Source organism: Sandaracinobacteroides sp. (assembly GCF_057137845.1).
Genome location: NZ_DBNHFX010000166.1, coordinates 11034 through 36710, shown reverse-complemented (window position 1 = coordinate 36710; position 25677 = coordinate 11034). Strand labels below are relative to the sequence as shown.

Here is a 25677-nt window from a genome sequence, read left to right as displayed (position 1 = left end):
CGCCGGCCGATGAAACAGGTGAAACTCGTGTGGCACCGGGTCATGGCCGCTTCCTCCCCATGGGTGGCAGCGCCCTACCCGCCTGACCGTCAGCCACAGTCCGGCGAACAATCCGTGCCGCCTTAATGCCTCGATGCCGTAATGGGAACAGCTTGGCGAAAATCGGCAGCTTGGCGGCAGCACGACAGAAAAGCTGATCTGCCAGAGCCTGAACAGCAAGGCGACGCCGCGCGCCGGAAGCCCGGACAGTTTCATTGGGCGCCGCCCAGCTTGCGGCGGGCCTTTGCCAGCGCCTTTCGCATGAAGGAAAGCAGTTCCTCGAACGGAAGCTCGTCCGGCAGCGCGCGGGCGATGAACACATGGTCGGCGCCGGAGATCGCCATTTCCGGCATGATCTGCCGGGCGGCTTCCCGCAGCCTGCGCCGCGCGCGGTTGCGGGCAACCGCATTTCCGACCCGGCGACTGACGGTGAAACCAACACGGGGCTGCTCATGCCCAGCAGGCTTCAGCAGCAGCACGAAAGGCGGCAACGCAACACGCACGCCGGAATTGGCCGCCAGATAATCGGCGCGACGGGTGATTCGCCCAATCGAACGACGCGGCTCCAAACGACACGCGGCCGGCGCATGGCCAGCCGCGTTCATATCATCCGGCATCGCTGAAATCCCGGCCGTGGCCGAGAAAACTCGGCTCAGGCCGAGAGGACCTTGCGGCCGCGCGCACGACGGCGGGCCAGCACCTTGCGGCCACCGGGGGTCGCCATGCGGGAGCGGAAGCCATGACGGCGCGCGCGAACGAGCTTGGACGGTTGATAGGTGCGCTTCATAACTCTGCCTCGAAAACGGGGTATCGTGCCGGAAACCGAAAGGTCCCGGCGCGGGGACGGCGGTTCATAAACAAGCGGCTGCCAAAGGTCAACGGCGGCAGAAGCCCTGCACATTTCCGCCGTTTCGCGCTATCGGTCGGCGCATGACCCAGTTCGAACTCTCCGAGGATCAGCAGGCGATCCGCGAATCCGCCCGTCGGTTCACCCAGGCCGAGATCACGCCCAACGCCGCCATGTGGGACGAACAGCATCTGTTCCCGCGCGACGTGGTCCGCAAGGCGGCAGCACTTGGATTCGCCTCGATCTATGTGTCGGAAGAATCCGGCGGGATCGGGCTGGGGCGGCTCGAGTCCGCCCTCATCATGGAGGCGATGGCCTATGGCTGCCCATCGACTTCGGCGTTCATCTCGATCCACAACATGGCAAGCTGGATGATCGACCGGTTCGGCAGCGACCGGCTGAAGCGCAAATATCTGCCGGGCCTTGTGCCGATGGACATCATCGCCAGCTACTGCCTGACGGAACCGGGCGCCGGATCCGACGCCGCCGCCCTGAAGACGACGGCAACGCTGGATGGCGGCCATTATGTCGTCACCGGATCGAAGGCGTTCATATCCGGCGGCGGCGTGAACGACATCTATGTCACGATGGTGCGCACGGGCGGTACGGGCGCGGGCGGCATTTCCTGCCTCGTGATCGAAAAGGACATGCCCGGCGTCAGCTTCGGCGCGAATGAACGCAAGCTTGGATGGCGCAGCCAGCCGACGGCGCAGGTGCATTTCGACGGCGTGCGGGTGCCGGCGGAAAATCTGGTCGGCGAGGAAGGCCAGGGTTTCCGGATCGCAATGGCCGGCCTCGACGGCGGCCGCCTCAATATCGGCGCCTGTTCGCTGGGCGGGGCGCAGCGCGCCATCGACGAAACGCTGGCTTATGTCCGCGAGCGCCGGCAGTTCGGCAAGGCGATCGCCGATTTTCAGGCAACGCAGTTCACGCTGGCCGACATGGAGACCGAGTTGCAGGCGGCGCGCGCGTTGCTCTATCTGGCTGCCGCGAAGGTAACGGCTGGCGCACCCGACCGCACGAAATTCGCGGCGATGGCGAAACGGATGGCGACCGACACCGGATCGGCCGTCGTCGACCGCGCGCTGCAACTGCACGGCGGCTATGGCTATCTGATGGACTTTCCGATCGAGAAGCTGTGGCGCGACCTTCGCGTGCATCGCATCCTCGAGGGCACCAACGAGGTCATGCGCATGATCACTGCACGGGAACTCCTCCGCGCGGACTGACGCGCTACTGATCCTGCACCCGTGACGGCACGTCGCGCCCGCGCGGTTCGCTGCGTGGGCGGTCGGTCTGCATCTGCCGCTGCTCGCGCATGGGGGCGGCCGATGGCGGCGGGATCGAAGGCCGGGATATGGCAGGCGGCACAGGGCGCGGCCCGGCAGTCGACGGCCGATAGCCCGGCGCCATGCCACTGCCACCGCCGCTGCCACCGGGCGCCTGCCAGTTCGGCCTTCCCTGCCATTGGCCCTGACCCTGATTATGGCCCTGACCCTGATTATGGCCCTGCCCCGGATGCTGGCCCTGAACATGGCCGTGATTCTGGCCTTGATTCTGGCCGTGATTCTGGCCGGGCCTGTCGGGCCGCTGCCATCCGGGCCGTGGCGGCGGGTTCGGTTGGCTGGTGCCGGGGCGATAGGACGGCCGATAGCCCGGATAGGGCCGGCCCGACCAGTTTCCCGGCAATGTCACCCAACCGGCGCCAGCGCCCAGCCAGCGGTTTTCCCAGCCGCGCGGCGGGATCGGTGCCCAGCTTGCATAGCCGTTGCTGGAACCCCAGTTCACCCAGCCCGGCCCGAAGCGGGTGTCGGGCACCCAGAACCAGCCGATCCGGCCATCATGGCCCCAGCGCCCGTAATGATAGGTCGCCCAGCCCCACGGCTCGGACGACATCCACATCCGGCCATACCGGACGTCATCGCGCCAATAACCCATGGAATAGGGCTGCCAGCCGGCGGCAATCCCTGCCGGAACGAACACGCGGCCGAAATTGCCGAACACGACCCACTGGCCGTATCCCGAAAGCGGCCCATAGAAATCATCGACCGAACCAGCATCACGGCCCCACCAGCCCACCGGATAGGAACCGGCATAACCGCCATCCAGCGGCGCCTCGGACCAGCCGTAGGGCGACACGCATCCGGCAAGCAGCGCGCCGGCACCAACCGCGATCCAATACTGTTTCATGCCGTCCATTTTGCAACACCGATGTTGAACGGATGCTGACGATCCTGCCACGGATCGCGCGCCGACTGTTGCCAATCCTTGCCCAATGAACCTAGGCATGGCGCGAAACACCAGACGACGGGAGACGATATGGAAATCAGGCGCCTTTCGGCCGCAATCGCAGCGGCCCTGCTGCTGGGTTCGGCCCCCGGCAGCATCGCGCACGCCCAGGCGGCGGCATCCGCCACGGCCCAGAAAGCGGCATCCGCCACGGCCGCAACCGCCGACCAGCGGCTGAAGGCCCTTTACGACGTCGAATATCAGTGGCGCCGCGCCGACGAAGGCCGCCTGCCCGGCACCGGTCCCGAATCGATCGGCGACAGGCTGCCGCGCGTCGATCCGAAATCGCAGGCGGCACGGCTTGCCTATTGGGAAAACGCGCTGAAGCAGCTCGACACCATCCCCTTCGAGCAACTGTCGCCCGCCGAACGTATCAACGCCGCAGTGTTCCGCACGATGCTGAACAACGACGCCGAAGAAGTTCGCTGGAAGCTCTATGAAATCCCCTTCAATGCCGACAGCGCGTTCTGGAGCTGGGTAAGCCCGCTTCCCGGCAAGGGCTTCGCGACCGCCGACCAGTATCGCCGCTACATCAGCCGCCTGCGCGACGTGCCGCGCTATTTCGACGAAAACATCGCCAACATGAAGGCAGGTCTGAAGCGTGGCTTCAGCAACCCCAAGGCAACGCTCGTCGGCCGCGACCGGACGCTTGAACCCTACGTCGCCACGTCCGAGGCAAACCCGCTGTTCGGCCCGTTCAAGGTGATGCCGGCCAATATTCCCGCCGACGAACAGGCGCGGCTGAAGGCTGAGGCAATGGCCGTCATCCGCGACACGGCGGCGCCCGCCTATGCGCGGCTGTTCGATTTCATCCGCAACCAGTATATTCCCAACGCCCGGACGACGATCGGCGCCTCCGAGCTTCCTTCCGGCCGGCAATTCTATGCCTCGCAGGTCCGCGCCTACACGACGACCGACCTGACACCCGCGCAGATCCACGAGATCGGGCTGAAGGAAGTTGCCCGCATCCGGGCCGACATGGAAGCAACGAAGAAGGAAGCCGGGTTCAACGGCAGCCTGAAGGAATTCATCACCTTCCTGAAAACCGACCCGCAATTCTATGCGAAAACGCCGCACGAACTGCTGGCGAATTCGGCCTATGTCGTGATGAAGGCGAACGGGCGCCTGAAAGACTTTTTCAACATGCTGCCGCGCTACCGGCATGGGCTGGTTGCCGTGCCCGCCGACATCGCGCCCATCTACACCAGCGGCCGGGGCGGGCTGGAAAACTGCATGATGAACACCTACGATCTGCCGTCGCGCCCACTCTATTCGCTGCCCGCGCTGACGCTGCATGAATGCACGCCAGGCCACAGCTTTCAGGCGGCCTTGGCGCTGGAAGCCCCTGAGCGCCCGGACTTCCGCAAGCAGCTCTATTTTTCCGGCTATGGCGAAGGCTGGGGCCTCTACACCGAATGGCTGGGCAAGCTGATGGGGATCTATGAAACCCCCTACGAGGAGTTCGGCCGCGAGAGCTATGAAATGTGGCGGGCGGCCCGGCTGGTCGTCGATACCGGCATGCACGAATATGGCTGGACCCGCGACCGCGCGATCCAGTTCATGAAAGACAATACCGCCCTTTCAGACCTTGAAATAACCAACGAGATAGACCGTTACATCAGTTGGCCGGGGCAGGCGCTTGCCTACAAGCTTGGCGAAATCACCATCCGCAAGCTGCGTACGGAAGCCGAGGCAAAGCTTGGCCAGAAGTTCGACCAGCGCCAGTTCCACGACCTGATACTGGGAATGGGCGCAGTGCCACTGGCGGTGCTGGAATCGGAAGTCCGGCGCTGGATCGACGAAACGGCATCCGCCAACGCCAAGAGCTGACGCCACACCACAACGAAAAAGCCGCCCCGGACAGGTTCGTCCGGGGCGGCTTTTTCTTGCGGGTTGTCAGCGTGTCAGGCCGCCAGATCGGCTTCCAGACGGCCCATGTGATAATCGAAATCCCCGAACTGGGTTTCGATGATGGTCAGCCGCTTGAAATAGTGGCCTGCAGCCAGTTCCTGCGTGATGCCGATGCCACCATGGGTTTGCACTGCCCACTGGCCGAGAGCGCGCGCGCCCTTGTTGATCTTGGCCTTGGCCTGGCTCACCCACTTCCTGCGCTCAGGGTCATCGAGGCGCAGCGTGCCCATCAACGTCATCGATGCGGCCTGTTCCGCTTCCATGAACATGTCGACGAGGCGGTGCTGGATCACCTGAAACTCGCCGATCGCCTTGCCGAACTGCTTGCGCTGCTTGGCGTAGTCCAGCGTCAGTTCATGCAGCTTGCGCATCGCGCCGGTTGCCTCGGCGCACTGCGCAACCGCTGCATGATCGACCAGTTGTTCGATCAGCGGCAGCGCCCCGCCTTCGGCGCCCAGCATGGCATCCGGGCCGACCTTGGCATTCTCGAAATACACTTCGCTCGCCATGTAGCCGTCGACGCACGGATAGTCGCGCCGGACCACACCGCTGGCGTTCGCCTCGACGAGGAACAGCGACACGCCGCCCGCTTCGCGCTGGCTGCCGCCGGTGCGGGCAGAAACCAGAAGGTGCGTCGCATAAGGCGCCGCAACCACGACCGCCTTGTGGCCGTTCAGCGTCCACCCCGCGCCGTCGGCCTTTGCCGTCGTCGTCAGGTCGGCAAGGTTGTAGCGGCCCTGCGGCTCATAGAAACCGGCGCCAACCACAATATCGCCAGAAATGATGCCCGGAACCAGTGCTTCGGCCTGTGCTCCGCCCGTCGCAACCAGTGCGCCGGCGCCCAGCACCACGGTCGGGACATACGGCTCGACGGCGATGGCGCGGCCGAGTTCTTCCATCAGCACCATCGTGTCGATCGGCCCGCCGCCAAAGCCGCCATAGGCTTCGGGAAGCGCAGCACCCAGAATGCCAAGCTCCTGGGCGAGCGCCTTCCAGACACCCGGATCACGGCCGCCGTCATGCTTAAGCATGGCGACGCGCTTGTCGAAGTCGTAGTTGTCAGCGAGGTAGCGGCGCAGCGTATCGCGCAGCATTCCCTGCGTTTCAGAGAAATTGAAGTCCAAATCGTCCTCCGTTGAACTGGATGCGAATGCAGGCGGCGATCAGAGGCCGAGCACCATTTTCGCGATGATGTTGCGCTGGATTTCGTTCGAGCCGCCGTAGATCGAAGTCTTGCGCATGTTGAAATAGCTCGGGGCGGCGCGCTGGGCGAAGTCCGGGCCGATCGGATATGCGTTCGATCCTTCAGGGAACTGGCGGAAGTAGGGCGCGGCATAATTGCCGGCTGCTTCCAGCACCAGCTCGGTCAGGCGCTGCTGGATTTCCGTTCCCTTCACCTTCAACAGCGACGATTCCGGCCCCGGCCCCTTGCCCGACGCCTCTCCGGCGAGGGTGCGCAGTTCCGTGAACTCCAGCGCCGACAGATCGGTTTCCAGTTCCACCACCTTGCGGCGGAAGAACGGGTTCGACAGCAGCGGCTGTCCGTTCCCGTCCTGCTGGGCCCTGGCGATGTCCTTCAGCTTCTCGATGCCGCGCTTCGAACGCGCAACGCCGGCGATTCCGGTGCGTTCATGCGCCAGCAGGAACTTGGCGCAGGTCCAGCCCTTGTTTTCTTCGTACACGCGGTTTTCAACGGGAACCTTCACATTATCCAGCCAGACTTCGTTCACCTCGTGCTCGCCGCCAAGCGTGATGATCGGCTTCACGGTGATTCCCGGCGTCTTCATGTCGATCAGCAGGAAGGAAATGCCTTCCTGCTGCTTGGCGCCCGTGTCGGTGCGGACAAGGAAGAAGCCCCAGTCGGCGTGCTGGGCAAGCGTCGTCCAGGTCTTCTGGCCGTTGACGATGTAATATTCGCGGCCGTCCGCTTCCTTCACGCGTTCCGCGCGCGTGCGCAGCGATGCGAGGTCCGAGCCGGCGCCCGGTTCGGAATAGCCCTGACACCACCAGACATTGCCGGACAGGATGCCCGGCAGGTGCTGCGCCTTCTGTTCGGGGGTGCCGAAGGTATAGATCACCGGCCCGACCATGTTGATCCCGAACGGAAGCGGCGGGATCACTTCACCGCGCGCCGATTCCTCCGAGTAGATATAGCGCTGCGTGGCGGTCCAGCCGGTACCGCCATATTCCTTTGGCCACGCAGGCGCCGCCCAGCCCTTTGTCGCCAGAATGCGGTGCCAGGCCAGCATGTCGTCGCGGCCCAGTTCTTCGCCATGCTCTTGCAGATCGCGCAGGTGGGCGGGATAGTTTTCGGCGATGAACGAACGCACTTCGTCGCGGAAGGCGTTTTCATCAGGACTGAACGCAAGATCCATCGAATTCTCCTTGGTTGCTCGTGTCGGCTACCACCGGCTCCCGGTCATTCCTAGCTGCCAATATGGCGCGCCCCGCAGCATTTTTTTGCAGGTTCCGGCAAGCGATGCCAGCCGCCACTGGCGCAAGCGGAATGTTGCGCTAATAGGAACCTCAGCATGTGGCGCCTCTACCAGTTTCCCCTGTGCCCGTTCAGCCGCGCGGTTCGTTTCGCGATGGCCGAAAAGGGCGTGCCCGCCGAACTGGTGCAGGCGCACCCATGGGAACGGCCGGAAACGCTGTCCAGCCTGAACCCCGCCATCCAGACCCCGGTTCTCGAAAACGGCGATCTGGTCCTGTGCGACAGCAGCTCCATCGTCGAGTATCTGGACGAAACCGTCGAGCGGCCGCCGCTGATCGGCGCCGGCGCTGCCGAACGCGCCGAAGCCCGGCGCCTGAACCAGTGGTTCGGCCAGCGCTTCTACCCTGAAGTTACCGCGCCGCTTCTGGCCGAGCGCATGTACAAACGCATCATCACACGCGAAATGCCCGACGGCATCGCCATCCGGAACGCCAACCGCGCATCGGAACTGCACCTGCAATATATCGACGACCTCCTCGACGAGAACCGCTGGCTGGCCGGTCCCACCTTCGGCATCGCCGACATCATGGCAGCCGCGCAGATTTCCGTGGCAGATTATCTGGGCGGCATAGACTGGGGCGGCCATGGTGCGGCAAAAATCTGGTATTCGGCGCTGAAATCACGGCCCAGTTTCCGCGCCATCCTCGCCGACCGGATGGAAGGGATCCGCCCTCCTGCCGACTATGACAAGCTCGATTTCTGAGCAGCTCGCCGCGCAGGCGGCCGAACTCGGGTTCGTCGCCTTCGGCATCGCACCGGCAAACGCCATACCGCTTGCCGCCCGGCGGCTGGAGGACTGGCTGGCCGAAGGTCGCCACGGCGACATGCTGTGGATGGAGGAACGCGCCGGGCAGCGCGGAAGCCCGGCCGGGCTTTGGCCCGAAGTGCAGTCGGTGATGGCACTGGGTTTTCCCTACACGCCGCCGCTTGGCGCGAACCGGCACATCAACCGCCCCGATCGTGCGACGATTTCCGTCTATGCGCAGGGGCGCGACTATCACGACGTGGTGAAATCGCGGCTGAAGGCGCTGGCGCGCTGGTTCGTCGAGCAGACTTCGGCCGAGGTGAAGGTGTTCGTCGATACCGCGCCCGTGATGGAAAAGCCGCTTGCCGAAGCAGCCGGGCTGGGCTGGCAGGGCAAACACAGTTGCGTGCTAAGCCGCAAGGCCGGAAGCTGGCTGTTTCTGGGCGCCATCTACACAACGGCAAACCTTCCGCCGCTGCGCGAACCCGGCACCACCGCAAGCTGCGGCAGTTGCACATCCTGCATCGACTCCTGCCCGACCGGCGCCATTGTTGCGCCGTGGAAGGTCGATGCGCGCCGCTGCATTTCCTATCTCACGATCGAGCACAAAGGCCCGATCGACGAGGAACTGCGCCCGCTTTTGGGGAACCGCGTTTATGGCTGCGACGACTGTCTGGCTGCATGCCCGTGGAATAGCCACGCCAGATACCCCGCAGACCCTGCCCTGCTGCCCCGCGCCGAACTGACCGCGCCACGCCTGGCGGACTTTCTTGCCCTCGACGACGCAGCGTTTCGCGAGGTGTTTTCGGGGTCGCCCATAAAGCGCACGGGGCGCAACCGTTTCGTGCGCAATTGCCTCTATGCGGCTGGAAACAGCGGCCTTGCAGAACTGGTGCCGCATGTCGAGCGGCTGACCGACGACCCCGACCCCGTCGTCGCAGAGGCCGCACACTGGGCGCTTTCCTGCCTGCGCAGCTGAGGTTCCGTCCCGTTACAGCCGTTCAGGCTCGGCGCACGGCGGGTTCGGCGCGCCGCGCTCCCAGTTCGTCACCCGTGTGTCCAGGTCGTCGATCAGCGCCGAAACCTGCTTCAGGCGCGGCCTTTCGGATATCAGGATTTCGCGGAACAGCCGCCCCTTCCAGTGACGGGTGTCCAGCGTCATGCCGGGCACCGCCGAGGCGACGATATCGACCAGCCGTTCGGCCGCATGAATCCTCCCCCACAGATAGTCGTTTTCGCGGTAGGCGCGGCTGAAGAAGGCGGCGAAGGCATTCAGTTGCCAGCCCTTCAGCGTGTTGCGCGTGCCGCCTTCCATCAATGCCACCGCATCATCGGGCGATATCCGATCCACCTTCAGTTCCTCGAAACCGTCGAAGCCGTCGTCGCGGACCAGCGGCAGGATCGCGATGTCGAAGAACGGGAAGCCCAGCCACGCCCGGATCAGCGCCCGGCGCATGCCCCGGTCGAACCCCTGATCCTGCACCGCCGCCACCAGCACCCGGTCGGCATGGGCGTCGAGGTCGGAAAGCCCGAGCGCCGCCGCCATGCGGTCGATCAGCAGGCCGCCCGCTTCGGCACGGTCGTCGTCGGTCTGGCTCTCGACCAACGCGCGGGCGGCTTCGCGAACCGGCGGCACCAGCCCTTCGTGCAGGCCGGCCCGGTGCGCCTCGAACGGGGCGACGGCGCGATGCAGTTCGGCCTTCAGCACTTCGGCCGCCTGTCGCTCGGCTTCGTCGTCGGATGCTGCAATTGCCAGATTCATGTGGCGAATGAAGAAGCGCAGGCGGCGCAGCCGGAAACCGATATCCAGTTGCTTCAGCAGGCGGACATAGCCGCTCCGGTCGGAGGCATTGCCGATTGCCGATTCATGCGCGAAGGCGTCGCGCCGGCGGGCAGCCAATAGCAGCCCGTCGCGCAGGCGACCGGCCTCGTCATGGTCCAGCCCCGCCGCCTGCGACGCCAGCCGCGCGGCTTCTTCCAGCACCAGTTGCAGCTTCAACTGGGCATAGGCGCCAAAGGCAAAGCCTGCTTCGCGCGCTGCAAGCGACTGAATGCGCGAGCGCGCCTGCGCCAGCCGCTCGGCCGTCGGCGGCAGCATGAAAAAGCGCAGGCCGACGCCCTGCAGGATCGCTGCGTCCACCTCGGGGCGCATGGCGTCGATCACCGAACGCATCCTTATCGAATGCGCCGCCAGATGGGCGATTTCCTCAAGGCTGTCGCGGATCGGCTGTTCGCGCGGAATATCGGCCATCGCGCGGAAAATGGTGGTGAAAAACCCCGGCTCGCGGTTGTCGAACATGTCGGTCGGGCCGCCGACACCGGGTTTGGGATCGATATAGACGAAACGCCGGTCCACCTCGCGATGTGCCGGGCGCAAGCGGATCGCAGCGATCGCCGGTCCGAACGGAGCGTTGTTCAGCACGCTGCCGTCGATCAGCGCCACATCCTCAGGCTTGCGGTCTGACTTCAGTTGGCTGGAAACAAAGGCCGCGCGGCCGGGCCAGTCGCGGCCCGCGCGCGCAAGCCTGCGGTCGATTTCGCCGATCGTCGCCGGCGGGAAGGCGCCCGGAAAGCTTGCCGTCGCGCGCGCCGCCAGCAACAGCGCCGGCCGATCGCCGACCGGCCGGCGTGGCGGCAGCGCGTCCTCGGGGGTTCCGGCCATCCGCATCGGCCCGTGGATCATCGTCAGCGCCGGGCTTTCGAAGCTGAACATGCGCCGATGTTCGCGCTCGGTAACGACCGGCGGCGAATTGATCGTCAGTTCCACCCGCCTGCCGTGATAATCTGTCACGGTGACGAACAGGCTCAGCGGCAGGGCCGGCGGCAATAGCGGAGGCCCGGCAGGCGCCGCCTCCATCGCGTCCATCGCCTCGTCCAGCATCGTCGTCAGGCCGTCGCCGGAAAATGGCGGCTCGAACCAGCGGTTGCGCACGAACTGCGCCAGCTTCAGCGTCACTTCGGCGCGAACCTCGGGCACGTCGACAGAAGCGAGGCTGGCCGAATGCCGCGCCGCGAACCATGCGACCGGCTCCTTGTAGAACTGCCGCAGCCGCTTCCAGAATGCGCCGCGCGGGCGGGCTTCGGGATCGAGCAGGTTTTCAACGTCGGCCTTGTCCAGCCACATGTCGGTCAGCGGCTCCAGCGTCTGCCCCTGCGTCAGCGCGTTCGAAAGCAGCACCGCATTCAGCCCGCCCGCCGATGCGCCGGCAAGAATATCGCAGATGATCGCCAGATCGGCGGTGGCCGCGATTTCGCTCAGCAGGTCGTGCCAGACGGTTTCGCTGTCGCCATCCAGCGGTGTGGCCGACTTGCGCGCCTCGCTTGCACGCAGCAGCTTCCACAGTTCCTTGGTGATGCCGTGCATATACACGGCCAGACTGACGCCGCCGTAGCAGACCAGCGCCAGCCGCAGTTCCTTTTCGCGGATCATGCCCCGGTTACGGCAGCTTCGGCGCCGGGCTGCGCGTCGGTCCGCACTGGGTCATGCCCGGCACCTGGTCATACTCCGGGCAGGATCTGGTCCGGCGGGCGATGGCCGTCGGAAAAGGCGCGGATGTTCGCGATCACCTTTTCGCCCATCGCCTGCCGTCCTTCGAACGTGGCCGACGCCATGTGCGGCAGCACCACGACGTTCGGAAGCTTCATCAGCTTTGGCGGGACGGTCGGTTCCGCCTCGAACACGTCCAGCCCGGCGCCGGCGATGCCGCCGCGCGCCAGCGCCTCGATCAGTGCCTCCTCGTCGATCAGGGCGCCGCGTGCGCCGTTGATCAGATAGGCGTGCCGCTGCATCCGCAGCAGCCGCTCGGCGTTGATCAGGTGGTGGGTTTCCGCAGTTTCGGGGCAGTTCAGGCTGACAATGTCCACCCGCTCCAGCATGGCATCGAGCGTCGGCCACCACGTCGCTTCAAGTGACTGTTCCACCGCCTTCGGCAGCCGGTTACGGTTGTGATAGTGGATCGAAAGCCCGAATGCGCGCGCGCGGGCCGCCACCGCCTGACCGATCCGGCCCATGCCGACGATCCCCAGACGCTTGCCGCCGATCCGGTGGCCCAGCATTCCGGTTGGCTTCCAGCCGCCCCATTTCCCGGCCCGCACCAGTTTTTCGCCTTCCGACATCCGCCGTGGAACCGCAAGGATCAGTGCCATCACCAGATCGGCGGTATCCTCGGTCAGCACGCCCGGCGTATTGGTGACGGTGATGCCCTTTGCCCGCGCCGCCGCCAGATCGACATGATCATAGCCCGCGCCGAAACTGGCGATCAGCTTAAGGTCGGGGCCGGCATGATCCAGCAGCGCGGCGTCGATCTGGTCGGTGACGGTCGGCACCAGCACATCCGCCGTGGCGACCGCCGCCAGCAGGTCATCGCGCGTCGGCGGAACATCGCCAAGATTCAGCGACACGTCGAACAGTTCGGCCATGCGTGTCTCGACCGCCTGCGGCAGGCGGCGAGTGACGGTCACGCGGACCTTGCGATCATATTTCTGGAAGCGCGTTGCAGACATGGCTTCATGCTAGGCGCGAGGGCCAAGGTCTTGCAAGCGGCGCATTGCCTTGGCAGGAGGCTGGACATGCGTGCGCTGCCTTTCCTTTCCGCCCTCTGCCTGTGTCTGCCGACCCCTTCCTTCGCCCAACAAGAGGGGGAGCAAGCCGCAGATGCCGCCGCGACGCCGACCAGCAAGGACGCGCTGAAATATCGTTCCGGGCTGCCGGTGCCACGGTTCGGCTCGCTCCGGTCGGGCAAGGCCTATCTGCGCTCGGGGCCGGGCAAGCAATATCCTGTCACCTGGGTGTTCGTGCGGCCGGGCACGCCGCTTGAAATATTGTCGGAATGGAACGTCTGGCGGCGGGTGCGCGATTCCGAAGGCACCGAAGGCTGGATGGACCGCGCCATGCTTTCCACCGACCGCACCATCCAGATCACCCGCCAGACCCGCGAACTGCGCGCCCGCCCTGATCTTTCGTCGCCGGTGGTGCTGCGCGCCGATCCGGGCGTGGTGATGCGCGTGACGATGTGCGCCGACCGCTGGTGCCGTGTCGAGGGGGAGGGACGTTCTGGCTACATCCTGCGCGAACAGGCCTTCGGCATCTATCCGACCGAAACCATCGGCTGAACCCGGCACGGCTGGATGATCCCGGCAACGGTCCTGCTGCTGGCGACCCTGACGCCCATCCTTGCGCTGGTGATGCTGGCGCTTGGCTTCACCATCGTGCGCCAGCGCCGCCAGATCCGCGAACTGGCCTGTGAAGCCCGCCACGACCAACTGACGGGCCTGCCCAACCGGCGCGCACTGGCGGCGCATTGGCCAACCATGCCCGCCGGTTCGGATATCCTGCTGGTCGATCTGGTCGGCTTCAAGGGCGTGAATGACAGCTTCGGCCACATCGTCGGCGATGCGCTGCTGCGCGAAGTGGCCGCCCGGCTTGCGGCTGCAGTGCCGCCGCCGGGCCTCATCGTGCGCTGGGGCGGCGACGAATTCATCGCCGCCGTTCCACCCGGCCGCGCCGGGATCCAGTTGGGGCTGTTCGAACAGGCGCTGGCGATGGCGTTCGACCTGTCGGCAGGTGGAGGCCCCCGCAAGGTGCACATCGGCGCGCGCACCGGCCAGTCCAGCGGCGAGCCGACGCTGGAAGCCGCAATCCGGTCGTCGGCATCACGCCTGATGCATGGCCGGGCGGCCGATCAGGCAGACTGATCCGCGATCACTTCAAGGTCGTGCAGCAGCGCGTGCAGCGCCGTGCCCGCAAGATCCTCGGCGATCAGGCCGGCGCCTAGCCTGCATCCAAGCTCCCCGTGCAGCCAGGATGCCGCCGCCGATGCCTCGAAGCCATCCATGCCCTGCGCCATCAGGCCGGTGATCATCCCGGCCAGCACATCGCCTGACCCGGCGGTCGCCAGCCAGGGCACGGTGTTGCAGGCGATCACCGCCCTGCCGTCGGGTGCGGCAATGCAGCCGTCCGACGCCTTCAGCACCACCGTCGCGCCTGTCCGGCGCGCGGCCTCGCCGGCGCGCTCCAGCCGGTTGCCGGTGATATCGGGAAACAGGCGCGCGAATTCGCCGTCGTGCGGGGTCAGCACCACCGGCCGCGCATGGCGGGCGATCAATCTGGCCAGATGCGCTGCGTCGTCGGCAAACGCAGTCAGGGCGTCGGCGTCCAGCACCAGCGCCCGGCCCGCCTGCAACGCAGCAACGGCCGCCGCGCGCGACTGCGGTCCACCCCCCGGCCCGACGCACCCGGCACGGATCTTTGCGCCCGCCATCAGTTCGCCGAACCCATCCGGTTCCGCCGGGGCCAGCATTACCGCCGTCAGATGCGCTGCATGCACCCGCAGCGCATCGCGATCGCCAACCAGCGTGACCGCCCCCGCCCCGACGCGCAGCGCCGCAGACGCCGCCATGCGGGACGCACCGGTCATGAACTCAGGCCCGGACCAGACCAGCGCCGCCCCGCGCGCATATTTGTGGGTGCCAGCCGCAGGGCGCGGCAGCCGCCACAGCCCGGCGCCGTTCGCGAAAAGCCGGGTGTCTGGTGGCGGCAGGCCGATGTCGGCCACCGTCAGCCGCCCTGCATGGGCCTTGCCAGGCAGCAGAAAATGGCCGGGCTTCGCTGCGTGAAAGCTGATGGTCGCCGTGGCGCGCACGGCGCAGCCCATGATCGCGCCGTTGTCGGCATCGATGCCCGACGGCATATCGACGGCAAGGACCGGCACCCCGGCAGCATTCACGCGCGCCACCATCCGGGCCGCCTTGTCATCGAGCGGGCGGGAAAGGCCCGTGCCGAACAGAGCGTCGATCAGCAGGTCTGCCTTGCCCCAGTCCTCGTCGGTGGCGACAGGCCCATCCCACAGTGCAGCCGCACGCGCGGCATCGCCAGTCAGGCCCACACCCGTTGCGGCAACCGCCACCCGATATCCGCGCTGCCGCAACAATGCTGCGGCAACATGGCCATCGCCGCCGTTGTTGCCGGTGCCGGCCAGCACCAGTATCCGCCCGCCCGTCGGCGCCATACGTGCTGCTTCGTCGGCCACGCAGGCGGCTGCGGCCTGCATCAGCGCAAAACTGTCATTTCCGGCGGCGAACCAGCGCTGCTCGGCTTCGCGCATGGCGGCGGCAGTCAGCAACGGCTGCGCTGGCGGGATGGCGCGTAGGCTGGTCATGCCCCACGGTTACGGCGGCAGGCCATGCCGGCGCAAGGCGGCACTGCCGTGCACATGGCGGCAACAGGCGCACGGCAAAACGCCCGGCACTATGGCCGGGCGTCTGGTTTGCCGAAGCTGAAGGCGGGGCGCTGCGCCCCGACACTTGTTACTTCTTCAGGCCGGAAAGGCCGCCGAAGCGCTTGTTGAACTTGGCCACGCGGCCGCCATCGGAAAGCTTGGCGGCGCCGCCGGTCCAGGCGGGATGGCTCTTGGGGTCGATGTCGAGGGCCAGCGTGTCGCCTTCCTTGCCCCAGGTGGAACGGGTTTCGAAGACGGTTCCGTCGGTCATCTGCACCTTGATGGTGTGATATTCGGGGTGAATGCCAGCCTTGGCCATCGAACGATCCTTGCTAATGGCTGGTTCCGACCAGCCGGGAAAGTGGGGGCGCATACCGGCGAACGCGGCGAATGGCAAGGCCGGGCGGCGATCGGCGGGCCTGCGCCGGGCTTTTCCGGTGCTGGAATCCAGCCTAGGGATACAACTATGCCGATAATTGGAACCGCCATCTCAGACGATCGCGAAAGCGCCGCCAACCGTACCGCCATGGCCGAACTGGTTGCCGAACTGCACGAACGATCCGCCACCATCGCGCTGGGCGGGCCGGAAGCTTCGCGCGCACGCCATGTTGCCCGCGGCAAACTGCTGCCGCGCGAACGTGTGGAGCGCCTGCTGGATCCCGGAACCGCCTTTCTGGAAATCGGCCAGTTCGCCGCCCACGAGGTATATGGCGAAGACGTGCCGGCCGCCGGCCTGATCGCCGGCATCGGCCAGGTCTCTGGCAGGCTGGCGATGATTCTTGCCAACGACGCTACGGTGAAGGGCGGCAGCTATTATCCGCTGACAGTGAAAAAGCACCTGCGGGCACAGGAAATCGCCGCGCAGAACCGGCTTCCCTGCGTGTATCTGGTGGATTCGGGCGGTGCCAACCTGCCCCGCCAGGACGAAGTATTTCCCGATCGCGAACATTTCGGGTGGATCTTCTTCAATCAGGCGAACCTCAGTGCAGCGGGGATCGCGCAGATCGCCGCCGTCATGGGCAGTTGCACGGCGGGCGGCGCCTATGTGCCGGCGATGGCCGATCAGTCGATCATCGTGCAGAATCAGGGGACGATCTTTCTGGGCGGCCCGCCGCTGGTAAAGGCCGCCACCGGCGAGGAAGTGACAGCCGAGGATCTTGGCGGCGGCGACGTGCATGCGCGGCTGTCGGGCGTCGTCGATCATCTGGCCCATGATGACGCGCATGCGCTGGCGCTGGTGCGCGCAGCGCTTGCAACCGTTCCCGCAGGCGAAACCCCGGCCCGCGCCAAAGTGCGGCCACCGCGCTTTGCCGCCACGGACCTGAACGCACTGGCGCCGACCGATACCCGCCACCCGATCGACGTGCATGAAATCATCGCCCGGCTGGTCGACGGTTCCGCGTTCGACGAATTCAAGCCGCTCTATGGTGCAACGCTGGTGACCGGGTTTGCCCATATCGAAGGGGTGCAGGTCGGCATCATCGCCAACAACGGCATCCTGTTTTCCGAATCGGCGCTGAAGGGTGCGCACTTCATCGAACTGTGCTGCCAGCGGAAGATCCCGCTATTGTTCCTGCAGAATATTTCCGGTTTCATGGTTGGCCGCGCCTATGAAAACGAAGGCATCGCCAAACATGGCGCCAAGCTGGTGACGGCAGTGGCGACAGCCGGCGTGCCGAAGATCACCGTGGTGATCGGCGGCAGCTTCGGCGCCGGCAACTACGGCATGTGCGGGCGGGCCTATTCGCCGCGCTTCCTGTGGATGTGGCCGAATGCGCGCATCAGCGTGATGGGTGGCGAGCAGGCGGCAAGCGTGCTGGCGACGGTAAAATCCGGCGGCTTTGCCAACCCGCGCGAGGAAGAAGCCTTCAAGGCCCCCATCCGCGACCAGTATGAACGGCAGGGCAACCCCTATTACGCCAGCGCCCGCCTGTGGGACGACGGCATCATCGCGCCGGAAGACACCCGCCGCGTGATCGCCCTCAGCCTGTCGGCCGCCTTGAACGCCCCCATCGCCGAAACCCGTTTCGGCCTGTTCAGGATGTAGAACATGGTCGACACCAGCACCGACAGCCGCGGCCTCGCCCGCGTGACACTGAACCGGCCCGACAAGCATAACGCCTTCAACGCCGAAACCATCCTTGCACTGACCCGCGCCTTTGCCGCCCTCGCCGACGACCGCGCGGTGCGGGCGATTCTGCTTTCAGGCGAAGGCCCAAGCTTTTGCGCCGGAGCCGACGCGCAGTGGATGCGCGCCTGCGCCACCCTCTCCGACGACGAGAACCGCGCCGACGCCATCCGCCTGTCGGACATGCTGGCAACGATCGACACCTGCCCGAAGCCGGTGATCTGCGTGGCGCACGGCAATGTGTTCGGCGGCGGCGTCGGCCTGGTTGCCTGTGCCGATCTGGTGGTGGTGCAGCGCGGGGCGAGGTTCCGGCTTTCGGAAGTGCGGCTTGGCCTGACGCCAGCCACCATTTCGCCGTTCGTGGTGGCCAAGATCGGCGCTGCGCAGGCACGACGCTGGTTCCTGACCGCCGAAGATTTCGACGCCGAACAGGCGGTCGCGATGGGCCTTGCCCACGTCGCAACCGACACCCCCGATGAACAGGTGGAACATTGGGTTGCGCAACTGCTGCTGGGCGCGCCTGGCGCGATCGCCGACGCCAAGGCCCTCGTCCGCGATGTCGTCGACCGCCCGGTCAGCTTTTCGCTCCGCTCGGACACCGCCGACCGCATCGCTGCACGCCGTTCCAGCGCCGAAGGCCGGGAAGGGCTTTCGGCGTTCCTGGAAAAGCGCAGGCCAGACTGGACCAACGCATGAAGAAGATCCTGATCGCCAACCGGGGCGAAATCGCCTGCCGCATCATTCGCACCGCGCGCCGGATGGGGGTGGCGACGGTCGCCGTCTATTCCGAAGCCGATGCAAGGGCGCTGCACGTTTCGCTGGCCGACGAGGCAGTCGCCATCGGCCCGGCACCGGCGCGCGAAAGCTATCTGCTGCCCGAGCGCATCCTCGAAGCCGCCCGGCAGACCGGGGCCGACGCCATCCATCCGGGCTATGGCTTCCTGTCGGAAAACGCCGACTTCGCCGAGGCAGTCGGTGATGCAGGCCTCAGGTTCATCGGCCCTTCCGCACAGGCGATCCGGGTGATGGGCCTGAAAGATTCGGCCAAATCCAGGATGAAGGCAGCCGGCGTGCCGATCACGCCCGGCTACATGGGCGAAGACCAGTCGCTGCCACGCCTTGAGCGCATGGCCGAAATCATCGGCTATCCGCTGCTGATCAAGGCGGTTGCAGGCGGCGGCGGCAAGGGCATGCGGCCGGTGGCGGCCAAGGCCGAATTCACCGAGGCGCTGCTGGCCGCCAAGCGCGAAGCGGCAGCGGCATTCGGCAACGACGGCGTGATGCTGGAGAAGCTGATCACCCGGCCCCGCCACGTCGAAGTGCAGATCTTCGGCGATCAGCATGGCAATGTCGTCCACCTGCACGAGCGCGACTGCTCGTTGCAGCGGCGCCACCAGAAGGTGATCGAGGAAGCGCCGGCGCCCGGCCTGTCGGAACATCTGCGCCATGTGCTGGGCATCGCCGCAGTCACCGCCGGTCACGCCATCGGCTATGAAAATGCCGGCACCGTCGAGTTCATTCTGGATATGGACGACCTCGACGACCAGGGCGACCCGAAGTTCTATTTCATGGAAATGAACACCCGGCTGCAAGTCGAGCATCCGGTGACCGAAGCCATCACCGGTCTCGACCTGGTCGAATGGCAGATCCGCGTTGCACGCGGCGAACCGCTGCCGCTTGGCCAGGACATGATCGTCCTGAACGGCCATGCCGTCGAAGCACGGCTTTATGCGGAAAACCCCGACAAAGGCTTCCTGCCATCGGTCGGCACGCTGTCGCGGCTGGCGTTCCCGGATGCCGCCCGGATCGACACCGGCGTTGCCCAGGATGCGGAAATCACCGTCCACTACGACCCGATGATCGCCAAGGTGATCACCCATGCCCCCACGCGCGAGGAAGCACTGGCAAGGCTGGTGCGCGCGCTCGACCGGACCGAAGTCGAAGGCGTGCACACCAACCGCGCCTTTCTGGCCCGGCTTGCGGCCCATCCGGCCTTCGTCGCGGCAGAAGTGGATACCGGTTTCATCGCCACCCACGAAGCCGATCTGTTCGCCACCCGCCCTGCCCCGCCGGGCGTGATCGCAGCCGTCGCCGAGTATCTGGCCGGAGGAACGGCTTCGCAAGGGTTTGGCGCGGCGTTCCGGCTGAACCTTCCGGCCGCAACCCACGGCGCCTGCTGGACGCCCGACAGCCAGGAACACCGCTTCACGGTCGGCGACAATGGCATACAGGTCGACGGGGAGCAGCAGGCGCCCGATCGGCAGGCGGTGCTGGTGCCGGTCGATGGCGGCATCGAGGCGCGGCTCAGGGGGGAATCATGGCGCTTGCTGAAGGAAAACCCGGCGTGGTCGGGCGCCAGTGCGGCAGGCCCGTCAGACGGGCAGATCGTCAGCCCGATGCCGGGCAAGGTGATCGGCGTACACGTGAAGGAAGGCGACCGCGTCAGCGCCGGAGACCGGCTGCTGGTGCTGGAAGCCATGAAGATGGAACACCGCCTCGTCGCCCCCTTCGACGGACGGGTCGAACAACTGAACGTCGAGGCGGGCGCGCAGGTCGCCGAAGGCGCGCTGCTGCTGGCGCTCGTACACGAAGACTGACCACCAGACCACAGATCAGGACAGGAACGACATGCTGAACCAGTTGCGCTTCCACCATGGCGAGGAAATCGGAATGCTGCGCGACAGCGTGCGCGCCTTTGCCGAGGCCGAGATCGCCCCGCGCGCCGACGAGATCGACCGCACCAACAGCTTCCCCCGCGATCTGTGGCCGAAGATCGGCGCGCTGGGTCTGCACGGCATCACCGTGCCCGAAGCCGATGGCGGCGCAGGGATGGGCTATCTCGCGCATGTGGTCGCCGTCGAGGAAATCAGCCGGGCGTCCGCCTCGGTCGGGCTTAGCTATGGCGCGCATTCCAACCTCTGCATCAACCAGATCGCCCGCTGGGGAAACGCCGAACAGAAAAGCCGGTATCTGCCCAAACTGATCTCGGGCGAGCATGTCGGCTCGCTTGCGATGTCCGAGCCGGGCGCTGGGTCGGACGTGGTGTCGATGCGCACCAAGGCGGAAAAGCGCAACGACCGCTATGTCCTGAATGGGAACAAGTTCTGGATCACCAACGCCCCGCACGCCGACACGCTGGTCGTCTATGCCAGGACCGACCCCGACGCCGGCCCGCGCGGCATTACCGCGTTCCTGATCGAGCGCGGCATGAAGGGATTTTCCTCCGCGCAAAAGCTCGATAAGCTGGGGATGCGCGGCTCGGATACGGCGGAACTGCTGTTCGAGGACTGCGAAGTGCCCTTCGAGAATGTGCTGGGCGAAGAAGGTCGCGGCGTCGAAGTACTGATGTCCGGCCTCGACTATGAACGCGTCGTGCTGTGCGGCGGCCCGCTGGGCATCATGCAGGCGTGCATGGACGTGGTGCTGCCCTACGTCCACGACCGGCGGCAGTTCGGCAAGGCCATCGGCGAGTTCCAGTTGATGCAGGGCAAGATGGCCGACATGTATGTCGCCCTCTCGACGGCGCGCGCCTATGTCTATGCCGTTGCGCAGGCGTGCGATCGCGGCGAAACCGCGCGCAAGGATGCTGCGGGCGCTATCCTCTATTCCGCCGAACGCGCGACATGGATGGCGCTGGAGGCCATCCAGACGCTGGGCGGCAACGGCTATATCAACGACTATCCGACCGGCAGGCTGCTGCGTGATGCCAAGCTATACGAGATCGGCGCCGGAACCTCGGAAATCCGCCGCTTTCTGATCGGCCGCGAACTGTTCGCGGAAACCGCATAAGGCGGCACAGTGCGGTTGCTTGGCGCAATCCTTGCTGGTGGAACGGCCAGCCGGTTCGGTTCGGATAAGGCACTCGCCGAGATCGACGGCCGCCCGCTGATCGCGCATGTGGCAGACGCCCTGTCGCGCGACTGCGACATGCTGGTGGTCTGCGGGCGGGAATGGGGCGGGCATCATGCGCTTGCCGACCAGCCGTCGCCCGGCCTCGGGCCGATGGGCGGGTTGGTGGCGGCACTTTCCTACGGCCGGCAACAGGGTTTCGATGCAGTGCTGTCGGCCCCGTGCGACGTGTTCGGCCTGCCCGATGATCTGGCGGAACGCCTGTCGCCCGGCCCGGCGGTCGCGCAGGGGCAGTGGCTGGTCGGGCTGTGGCCGACGGCGCTTGCGCCGATGCTGGTTCAGGCCCTGTCGGCCGAGGGGGCGCTGCCGGCGCGCCGTTTCGTCGAACAAAGCGGCGCGCGGGCAGTTGTGTTGCCGCCGTTTCGCAACATCAACCGCCCCGGCGATCTTTGCACCGAAACCGGCGGCTGATCTTCAGGCCGGAGGGTCGGCAATCATTGCGGTGAACTTCACCTGCGCCGCAACCTCGCCGTCGACCAGCGCGCGGCCTTCGAACTTGCAGACGCTGGCACGACGCTGGACGAACCAGCTTTCCAGCCGCAACAGGCAGCCGGGCTCGACCGGTTTGCGGAACTTCGCTTCCTCGATCACCATGAAATAGACCAGCTTTCCCGACCCAGCCAGCCCGAGTGACTCGACCGCGAGGACGCCTGCCGCCTGTGCCAGCGCCTCGACGATGAGGACGCCCGGCATGATCGGCCTGCCCGGAAAATGGCCCTGAAAAAAGCCTTCGTTGATCGTCACCGCCTTGATGGCGGCGATGCGTTCGCCCTCGATCAGCTCTTCGACACGATCGACGAGGAGCATCGGATAGCGATGTGGCAGGCGCGCAAGCACGCCTGCCACATCAAATGCCTTGGCGGACAAGGTCGGCCGCTTACTGCTTGCGCGGCGCCGCTGCTGCCGGCTGGGCCGGTTGCGCGGGCGGCGTCGTCGAAACGCGCGGCAGCGAAGTGTTCAGGCGGGTGATGACGTCGTTCGTCACGTCGATCGACGCCGTGTGCTGCAGCGTCGCGCCTTCGGCGAGCGCGATCGAAGCGCCACGCTCGCGCATCACCTGCGTGATGATCGGGTTTGCCGCGTCGGTGATCTGGCGGATCACATATTGCCGCGACGCCTGGATATCGCCTTCGAGACGGCCGAGTTCCTGCTGCGCCTGCTGCTGCCGCTGGCCGAACGCCTGCGCGCGCTGTTCCAGCGCCGGACCAGTCAGCGACTTGTTCGCCTGCCCGGACTGAATGGCGTCGGCCTCGGTCTTCAGTTGTGTCTGCAGCGTGCTGGCGCGGGCCTGCAGGCCGGTGATCTTGCCCTGAATCTCGGTGCCAGCAGTCTTGCCGGCGGCGCTGTCGTTCACGATGCGGTCCATGTCGACGATCACGATCACCGGCGGCGACAGTTGTTGGGCAACCGCCGGGGCGGCGGCAAACGCCAGAGCAATGGCGGCAGAAGCGGTCTTGAGCATGCTTGTCATCAGAATTGGGTCCCTACGTTGAACTGGAATACCTGGGTGTTGTCGCCCTCGACCTTCTTCAGCACCTTTGCGAGGTCGAAGCGGAACGGACCGAAGGGCGAGTTCCACGACACGCCGACACCGACCGAAACGCGCGGGCTGGCACTGTTGCCATAGGCGAATTCCTTGAAGCCGATGCTGGTGTTGTAGACGATGTTGCCATCGGAATCCTTGATCGGATTGCCGCTGGAATCGAGTTGCGGCGTCTTCGTCGTCGGCTGATCGATGAGGTGCGGGAACTTGACGTTCCAGAGCGCACCGACATCGACGAACACCGACGGCCTGAGGCCCATTTCACGGCCGCCCGAGCCAAGCGGAATTTCCACTTCGGCTTTGGCCCGATACATGAACTTGCCGCCGATCGAATCGTCGCTCCAGCTCTGGCGGTCCTCGACCAGCGGGTCGTCGTAACCCACCTGCTCGCCCTTGCGGTATTTGCGGATCACGCGCGGCCCGACGCCGCGAATGCCGAAGCCGCGAAGATAGGGTTCGCCAAGGAAGAAGCGGTCGGTCAGGCGGACATCCTGGCCGAGACCGATGATATTCCCGGCCTCGCCACCCAGATTCAGCACGAAGCCCGCCGGCAGACGCCAGTAGCGGTCGTAGTTGACGCGCGAGCGCAGATACCGGACCGACCCGCCAAGGCCAGCCAGATCCTGATTGATCACGAAGCGCTGCCCGCGCGTCGGCCGCAGGCGGTTGTCCAGCGTGTCGTTGACGAGGCTGTAACCGATCGACGAAGTGGTGAACCGGCCCAGCGCGTCGCACAGGTAGCGCCCGGCTTTCAGCGGGTCGCAGACCAGTTCGCCGGTCACCGGATCCGCCGAGAAGAACGCGTCCTTGTTCAGCGTCACATTGTCGATCGACAGGCCATACCGCAGTTGCGCCTGCCAATATTCATTCAGCGCCGTGCCAACCCGCAACTGGAAGCCCGTCGTCACCTGTTCGTAGGTGGTCGAGCGATTGCCATCGTTGTTGTAGGTGAAGCTGTTGTAATCGCGGCGGAAAATATTGAAACCAAGTGCAAGGTTCCGGTCGAACAGATACGGCTCCATGAAGCCCACTTCGACCGACTTCGAATAGGAGCTGATATTCGCCGACAGGTTCAGTTGTTGCGCCCGGCCACGGAAGTTCCGCTGCTCGATCGAGAAGCTGAAGATGAAATGCTCGATCGACGAGAAGCCCGCCGACACCTGCAACGACCCGGTCGGGCGTTCCTCGACGTCGATCTGCAGCGCAACCTTGTCGGGCGCGGTGCCCGGCGTCTGCTTCACTTCCAGCTTTTCCTGGAAGAACCCGAGGCTCTGGATACGGTCGCGCGAGCGCTTCACCTTGACCGAGTTGAACGCATCGCCTTCGGCCAGACGGAATTCGCGGCGGATCACTTCGTCGCGGGTGCGGGTATTGCCGTTGATGGTGACCGATTCGACATAGACGCGCGGGGCTTCGTTGATCACGAAGTTGATCCCCATCTCGCGCTTGTCCTTGTCGCGCTCGAAGTTGGGGCGGACGTCGGCAAAGGCATAGCCCAGGAGGCCGACGGCTTCGGTCAGGCTGTCGATGGTGTCTTCGACCTGCTTGGCGTTATACCAGTCGCCTTCCTTCATCGGCAGCAGCTTGCGGAAATCGTCCGCCTGCACGTCGCGGATGTCGCTTTGCAGGTCCACCTTGCCGAACTTGTAGCGGTCGCCTTCCTCGACCACATAGGTCACGATGAAGTCGCGCTTGTCGGGCGTCAGTTCGGCAACCGACGAAACCACGCGGAAATCGGCATAGCCTTCGGTCAGGTAAAATTGCCGCAGCTTCTGCTGGTCATAGGCCAGCCGGTCCGGGTCATAGGTGTCGCGCGACGAGAACAGCCGTGTCAGCCGTGCCTGCTGCGTCGCCATTTCTCCGCGCAGCTTCTTGTCCGAGAAATGGTCGTTGCCGATGATGTTGATCTGGCGGACCTTCGATTTCGGGCCTTCCGAAATCTCGAAGATCAGGTCCACGCGGTTCTGTTCGAGCTGGACGATCTTCGGCTCGATCTTGGCAGAGAACCGGCCGCCGCGACGATAAAGTTCGAGGATGCGGGCCACATCGGCGCGCACCCGCGAGCGTGTATAAATCTGCCGTGGCGCAACCTTGATCTCGCCACGGATCTTGTCTTCCTTGATGCGCTTGGCGCCTTCGATGATCACCCGGTTGATCACCGGGTTTTCGCGCACCTGGATGGTGATGTTGCCGTCGCCGTCGTCGCGGATCTGCACATCGGCGAACAGCTCGGTCTCGAACAGATCCTTCAGCGCGCGATCGAGGCGGACGCGGTCGTATGTTTCACCGACACGCAGGTCGATGTAGGTGCGGACGGTGTCGGCCTCGAGCCGCTCGTTGCCGACGATGTTCAGCGAGCGCAGCACGCGCGCGGCCTCTGCGGGCGCAGGCTGCGCCGCCGCCGGTGCCGCTGCCTGTGCAGGATTCGGATTCTGGACCGGACTTTGGGCAGCCGCCTGCGCCAGGGCCGGCGTCACCGCGACAGCCACCGACGCAAGCAGCATCGGCAGCAGGGCCGCGCGCCGGAGCATGGTCATCCTGTCCGGGCCTTGGCC

General features: G+C 65.6%; 23 protein-coding genes and 1 pseudogene. 11 read left to right on the top strand and 13 right to left on the bottom strand.

All coding sequences use genetic code 11. The features are described from left to right. Positions 1 to 30: 30 nt before the first annotated feature. The 3 genes and pseudogenes from yidD to rpmH form a co-directional block, all read right to left on the bottom strand. Positions 31 to 255 (bottom strand): annotated as a pseudogene (yidD, locus tag AC16JP_RS09545) (membrane protein insertion efficiency factor YidD); the annotation flags it as partial. Next, positions 252 to 608, bottom strand: coding sequence for a ribonuclease P protein component (gene rnpA / locus AC16JP_RS09540; protein WP_484340381.1), 357 nt, complete (start codon positions 606 to 608; stop codon positions 252 to 254). The gene rnpA and the pseudogene yidD, both read right to left, overlap by 4 nt. A gap of 83 nt (positions 609 to 691) precedes the next feature. Continuing rightward, entirely contained in the window at positions 692 to 826 is a 135-nt protein-coding gene (gene rpmH / locus AC16JP_RS09535) for a 50S ribosomal protein L34 (protein WP_484340380.1), read from the bottom strand. A 143-nt stretch (positions 827 to 969) separates the two neighbouring features. On the opposite strand from rpmH, the gene AC16JP_RS09530 reads away from it, so the two are divergent. After that, entirely contained in the window at positions 970 to 2115 is a 1146-nt protein-coding gene (locus AC16JP_RS09530; protein ID WP_484340379.1) for an acyl-CoA dehydrogenase family protein, read from the top strand. Between the two features lie 4 nt (positions 2116 to 2119). On the opposite strand, the gene AC16JP_RS09525 is transcribed toward AC16JP_RS09530, so the two are convergent. Beyond that, positions 2120 to 3076 (bottom strand): DUF6600 domain-containing protein, encoded by a 957-nt coding sequence (locus tag AC16JP_RS09525; protein WP_484340378.1) that lies wholly within the window; start codon positions 3074 to 3076, stop codon positions 2120 to 2122. A gap of 129 nt (positions 3077 to 3205) precedes the next feature. On the opposite strand from AC16JP_RS09525, the gene AC16JP_RS09520 reads away from it, so the two are divergent. Further along, entirely contained in the window at positions 3206 to 5005 is a 1800-nt protein-coding gene (locus tag AC16JP_RS09520) for a DUF885 domain-containing protein (protein ID WP_484340377.1), read from the top strand. Positions 5006 to 5079: 74 nt separating this feature from the next. Here the strand turns inward: AC16JP_RS09520 and AC16JP_RS09515 are convergent, their stop codons facing one another. Together AC16JP_RS09515 and AC16JP_RS09510 are read right to left on the bottom strand one after the other, a co-directional pair. Beyond that, a complete protein-coding gene (locus AC16JP_RS09515) occupies positions 5080 to 6210 on the bottom strand; it encodes an acyl-CoA dehydrogenase family protein (RefSeq protein ID WP_484340376.1) in 1131 nt (376 codons plus the stop codon). Positions 6211 to 6249: 39 nt separating this feature from the next. Continuing rightward, positions 6250 to 7461 carry an acyl-CoA dehydrogenase family protein gene (locus tag AC16JP_RS09510; protein WP_484340375.1) on the bottom strand — a complete coding sequence of 404 codons (1212 nt, stop codon included), beginning with the start codon at positions 7459 to 7461 and terminating at the stop codon, positions 6250 to 6252. A 156-nt stretch (positions 7462 to 7617) separates the two neighbouring features. On the opposite strand from AC16JP_RS09510, the gene AC16JP_RS09505 reads away from it, so the two are divergent. Together AC16JP_RS09505 and queG are read left to right on the top strand one after the other, a co-directional pair. Then, complete coding sequence (locus tag AC16JP_RS09505; protein ID WP_484340374.1) at positions 7618 to 8283, top strand: glutathione S-transferase family protein; 666 nt, start codon at positions 7618 to 7620, stop codon at positions 8281 to 8283. After that, positions 8264 to 9304, top strand: coding sequence for a tRNA epoxyqueuosine(34) reductase QueG (gene queG, locus AC16JP_RS09500; protein WP_484340373.1), 1041 nt, complete (start codon positions 8264 to 8266; stop codon positions 9302 to 9304). Before AC16JP_RS09505 ends, queG begins: the two co-directional genes overlap by 20 nt. Positions 9305 to 9316: 12 nt before the next feature. Here queG and AC16JP_RS09495 read toward each other — a convergent pair whose 3' ends face one another. Both AC16JP_RS09495 and AC16JP_RS09490 read right to left on the bottom strand, forming a co-directional pair. After that, the gene (locus AC16JP_RS09495) at positions 9317 to 11755 is read right to left on the bottom strand and encodes a patatin-like protein (RefSeq protein WP_484340372.1); all 2439 of its coding nucleotides are present in this window, start codon (positions 11753 to 11755) and stop codon (positions 9317 to 9319) included. A gap of 68 nt (positions 11756 to 11823) precedes the next feature. Further along, a complete protein-coding gene (locus tag AC16JP_RS09490) occupies positions 11824 to 12828 on the bottom strand; it encodes a 2-hydroxyacid dehydrogenase (RefSeq protein ID WP_484340371.1) in 1005 nt (334 codons plus the stop codon). A gap of 66 nt (positions 12829 to 12894) precedes the next feature. Between AC16JP_RS09490 and AC16JP_RS09485 the strand changes: the two genes are divergently transcribed. Next, positions 12895 to 13437: an SH3 domain-containing protein gene (locus tag AC16JP_RS09485; RefSeq protein ID WP_484340370.1), complete on the top strand. Its 543-nt coding sequence runs from the start codon at positions 12895 to 12897 to the stop codon at positions 13435 to 13437. Between the two features lie 15 nt (positions 13438 to 13452). After that, positions 13453 to 14019, top strand: a complete 567-nt coding sequence (locus AC16JP_RS09480) for a GGDEF domain-containing protein (RefSeq protein ID WP_484340369.1) — start codon at positions 13453 to 13455, stop codon at positions 14017 to 14019. Here AC16JP_RS09480 and AC16JP_RS09475 read toward each other — a convergent pair. Both AC16JP_RS09475 and rpmE read right to left on the bottom strand, forming a co-directional pair. Continuing rightward, complete coding sequence (locus AC16JP_RS09475; protein WP_484340368.1) at positions 14007 to 15482, bottom strand: NAD(P)H-hydrate dehydratase; 1476 nt, start codon at positions 15480 to 15482, stop codon at positions 14007 to 14009. The two genes, AC16JP_RS09480 and AC16JP_RS09475, sit on opposite strands and share 13 nt — an antisense overlap. Positions 15483 to 15630: 148 nt before the next feature. Continuing rightward, a complete protein-coding gene (rpmE, locus tag AC16JP_RS09470) occupies positions 15631 to 15861 on the bottom strand; it encodes a 50S ribosomal protein L31 (protein ID WP_484340367.1) in 231 nt (76 codons plus the stop codon). A 147-nt stretch (positions 15862 to 16008) separates the two neighbouring features. On the opposite strand from rpmE, the gene AC16JP_RS09465 reads away from it, so the two are divergent. Genes AC16JP_RS09465 through mobA form a run of 5 tightly spaced genes read left to right on the top strand, consistent with a single transcriptional unit; the run spans position 16009 to position 21990 of the window. Next, positions 16009 to 17589 (top strand): carboxyl transferase domain-containing protein, encoded by a 1581-nt coding sequence (locus AC16JP_RS09465; RefSeq protein WP_484340366.1) that lies wholly within the window; start codon positions 16009 to 16011, stop codon positions 17587 to 17589. Positions 17590 to 17592: 3 nt separating this feature from the next. Beyond that, on the top strand, positions 17593 to 18366 hold the full coding sequence (locus tag AC16JP_RS09460) for an enoyl-CoA hydratase-related protein (RefSeq protein ID WP_484340365.1): 774 nt from the start codon (positions 17593 to 17595) through the stop codon (positions 18364 to 18366). Then, positions 18363 to 20267, top strand: a complete 1905-nt coding sequence (locus AC16JP_RS09455) for an acetyl/propionyl/methylcrotonyl-CoA carboxylase subunit alpha (protein WP_484340364.1) — start codon at positions 18363 to 18365, stop codon at positions 20265 to 20267. Before AC16JP_RS09460 ends, AC16JP_RS09455 begins: the two co-directional genes overlap by 4 nt. A 31-nt stretch (positions 20268 to 20298) precedes the next feature. After that, the gene (locus AC16JP_RS09450; RefSeq protein WP_484340363.1) at positions 20299 to 21459 is read left to right on the top strand and encodes an isovaleryl-CoA dehydrogenase; all 1161 of its coding nucleotides are present in this window, start codon (positions 20299 to 20301) and stop codon (positions 21457 to 21459) included. Between the two features lie 9 nt (positions 21460 to 21468). After that, positions 21469 to 21990: a molybdenum cofactor guanylyltransferase gene (gene mobA / locus AC16JP_RS09445; protein ID WP_484340362.1), complete on the top strand. Its 522-nt coding sequence runs from the start codon at positions 21469 to 21471 to the stop codon at positions 21988 to 21990. Between the two features lie 3 nt (positions 21991 to 21993). Here mobA and fabZ read toward each other — a convergent pair whose 3' ends face one another. Genes fabZ through bamA form a run of 3 tightly spaced genes read right to left on the bottom strand, consistent with a single transcriptional unit; the run spans position 21994 to position 25659 of the window. Beyond that, a complete protein-coding gene (fabZ, locus tag AC16JP_RS09440; protein ID WP_484340361.1) occupies positions 21994 to 22425 on the bottom strand; it encodes a 3-hydroxyacyl-ACP dehydratase FabZ in 432 nt (143 codons plus the stop codon). 31 nt (positions 22426 to 22456) lie between these two features. Continuing rightward, on the bottom strand, positions 22457 to 23050 hold the full coding sequence (locus AC16JP_RS09435; RefSeq protein WP_484340360.1) for an OmpH/Skp family outer membrane protein: 594 nt from the start codon (positions 23048 to 23050) through the stop codon (positions 22457 to 22459). Beyond that, positions 23050 to 25659: an outer membrane protein assembly factor BamA gene (bamA, locus tag AC16JP_RS09430; RefSeq protein WP_484340359.1), complete on the bottom strand. Its 2610-nt coding sequence runs from the start codon at positions 25657 to 25659 to the stop codon at positions 23050 to 23052. The genes AC16JP_RS09435 and bamA overlap by 1 nt, the downstream gene beginning before the upstream one ends. Positions 25660 to 25677 lie beyond the last annotated feature (18 nt).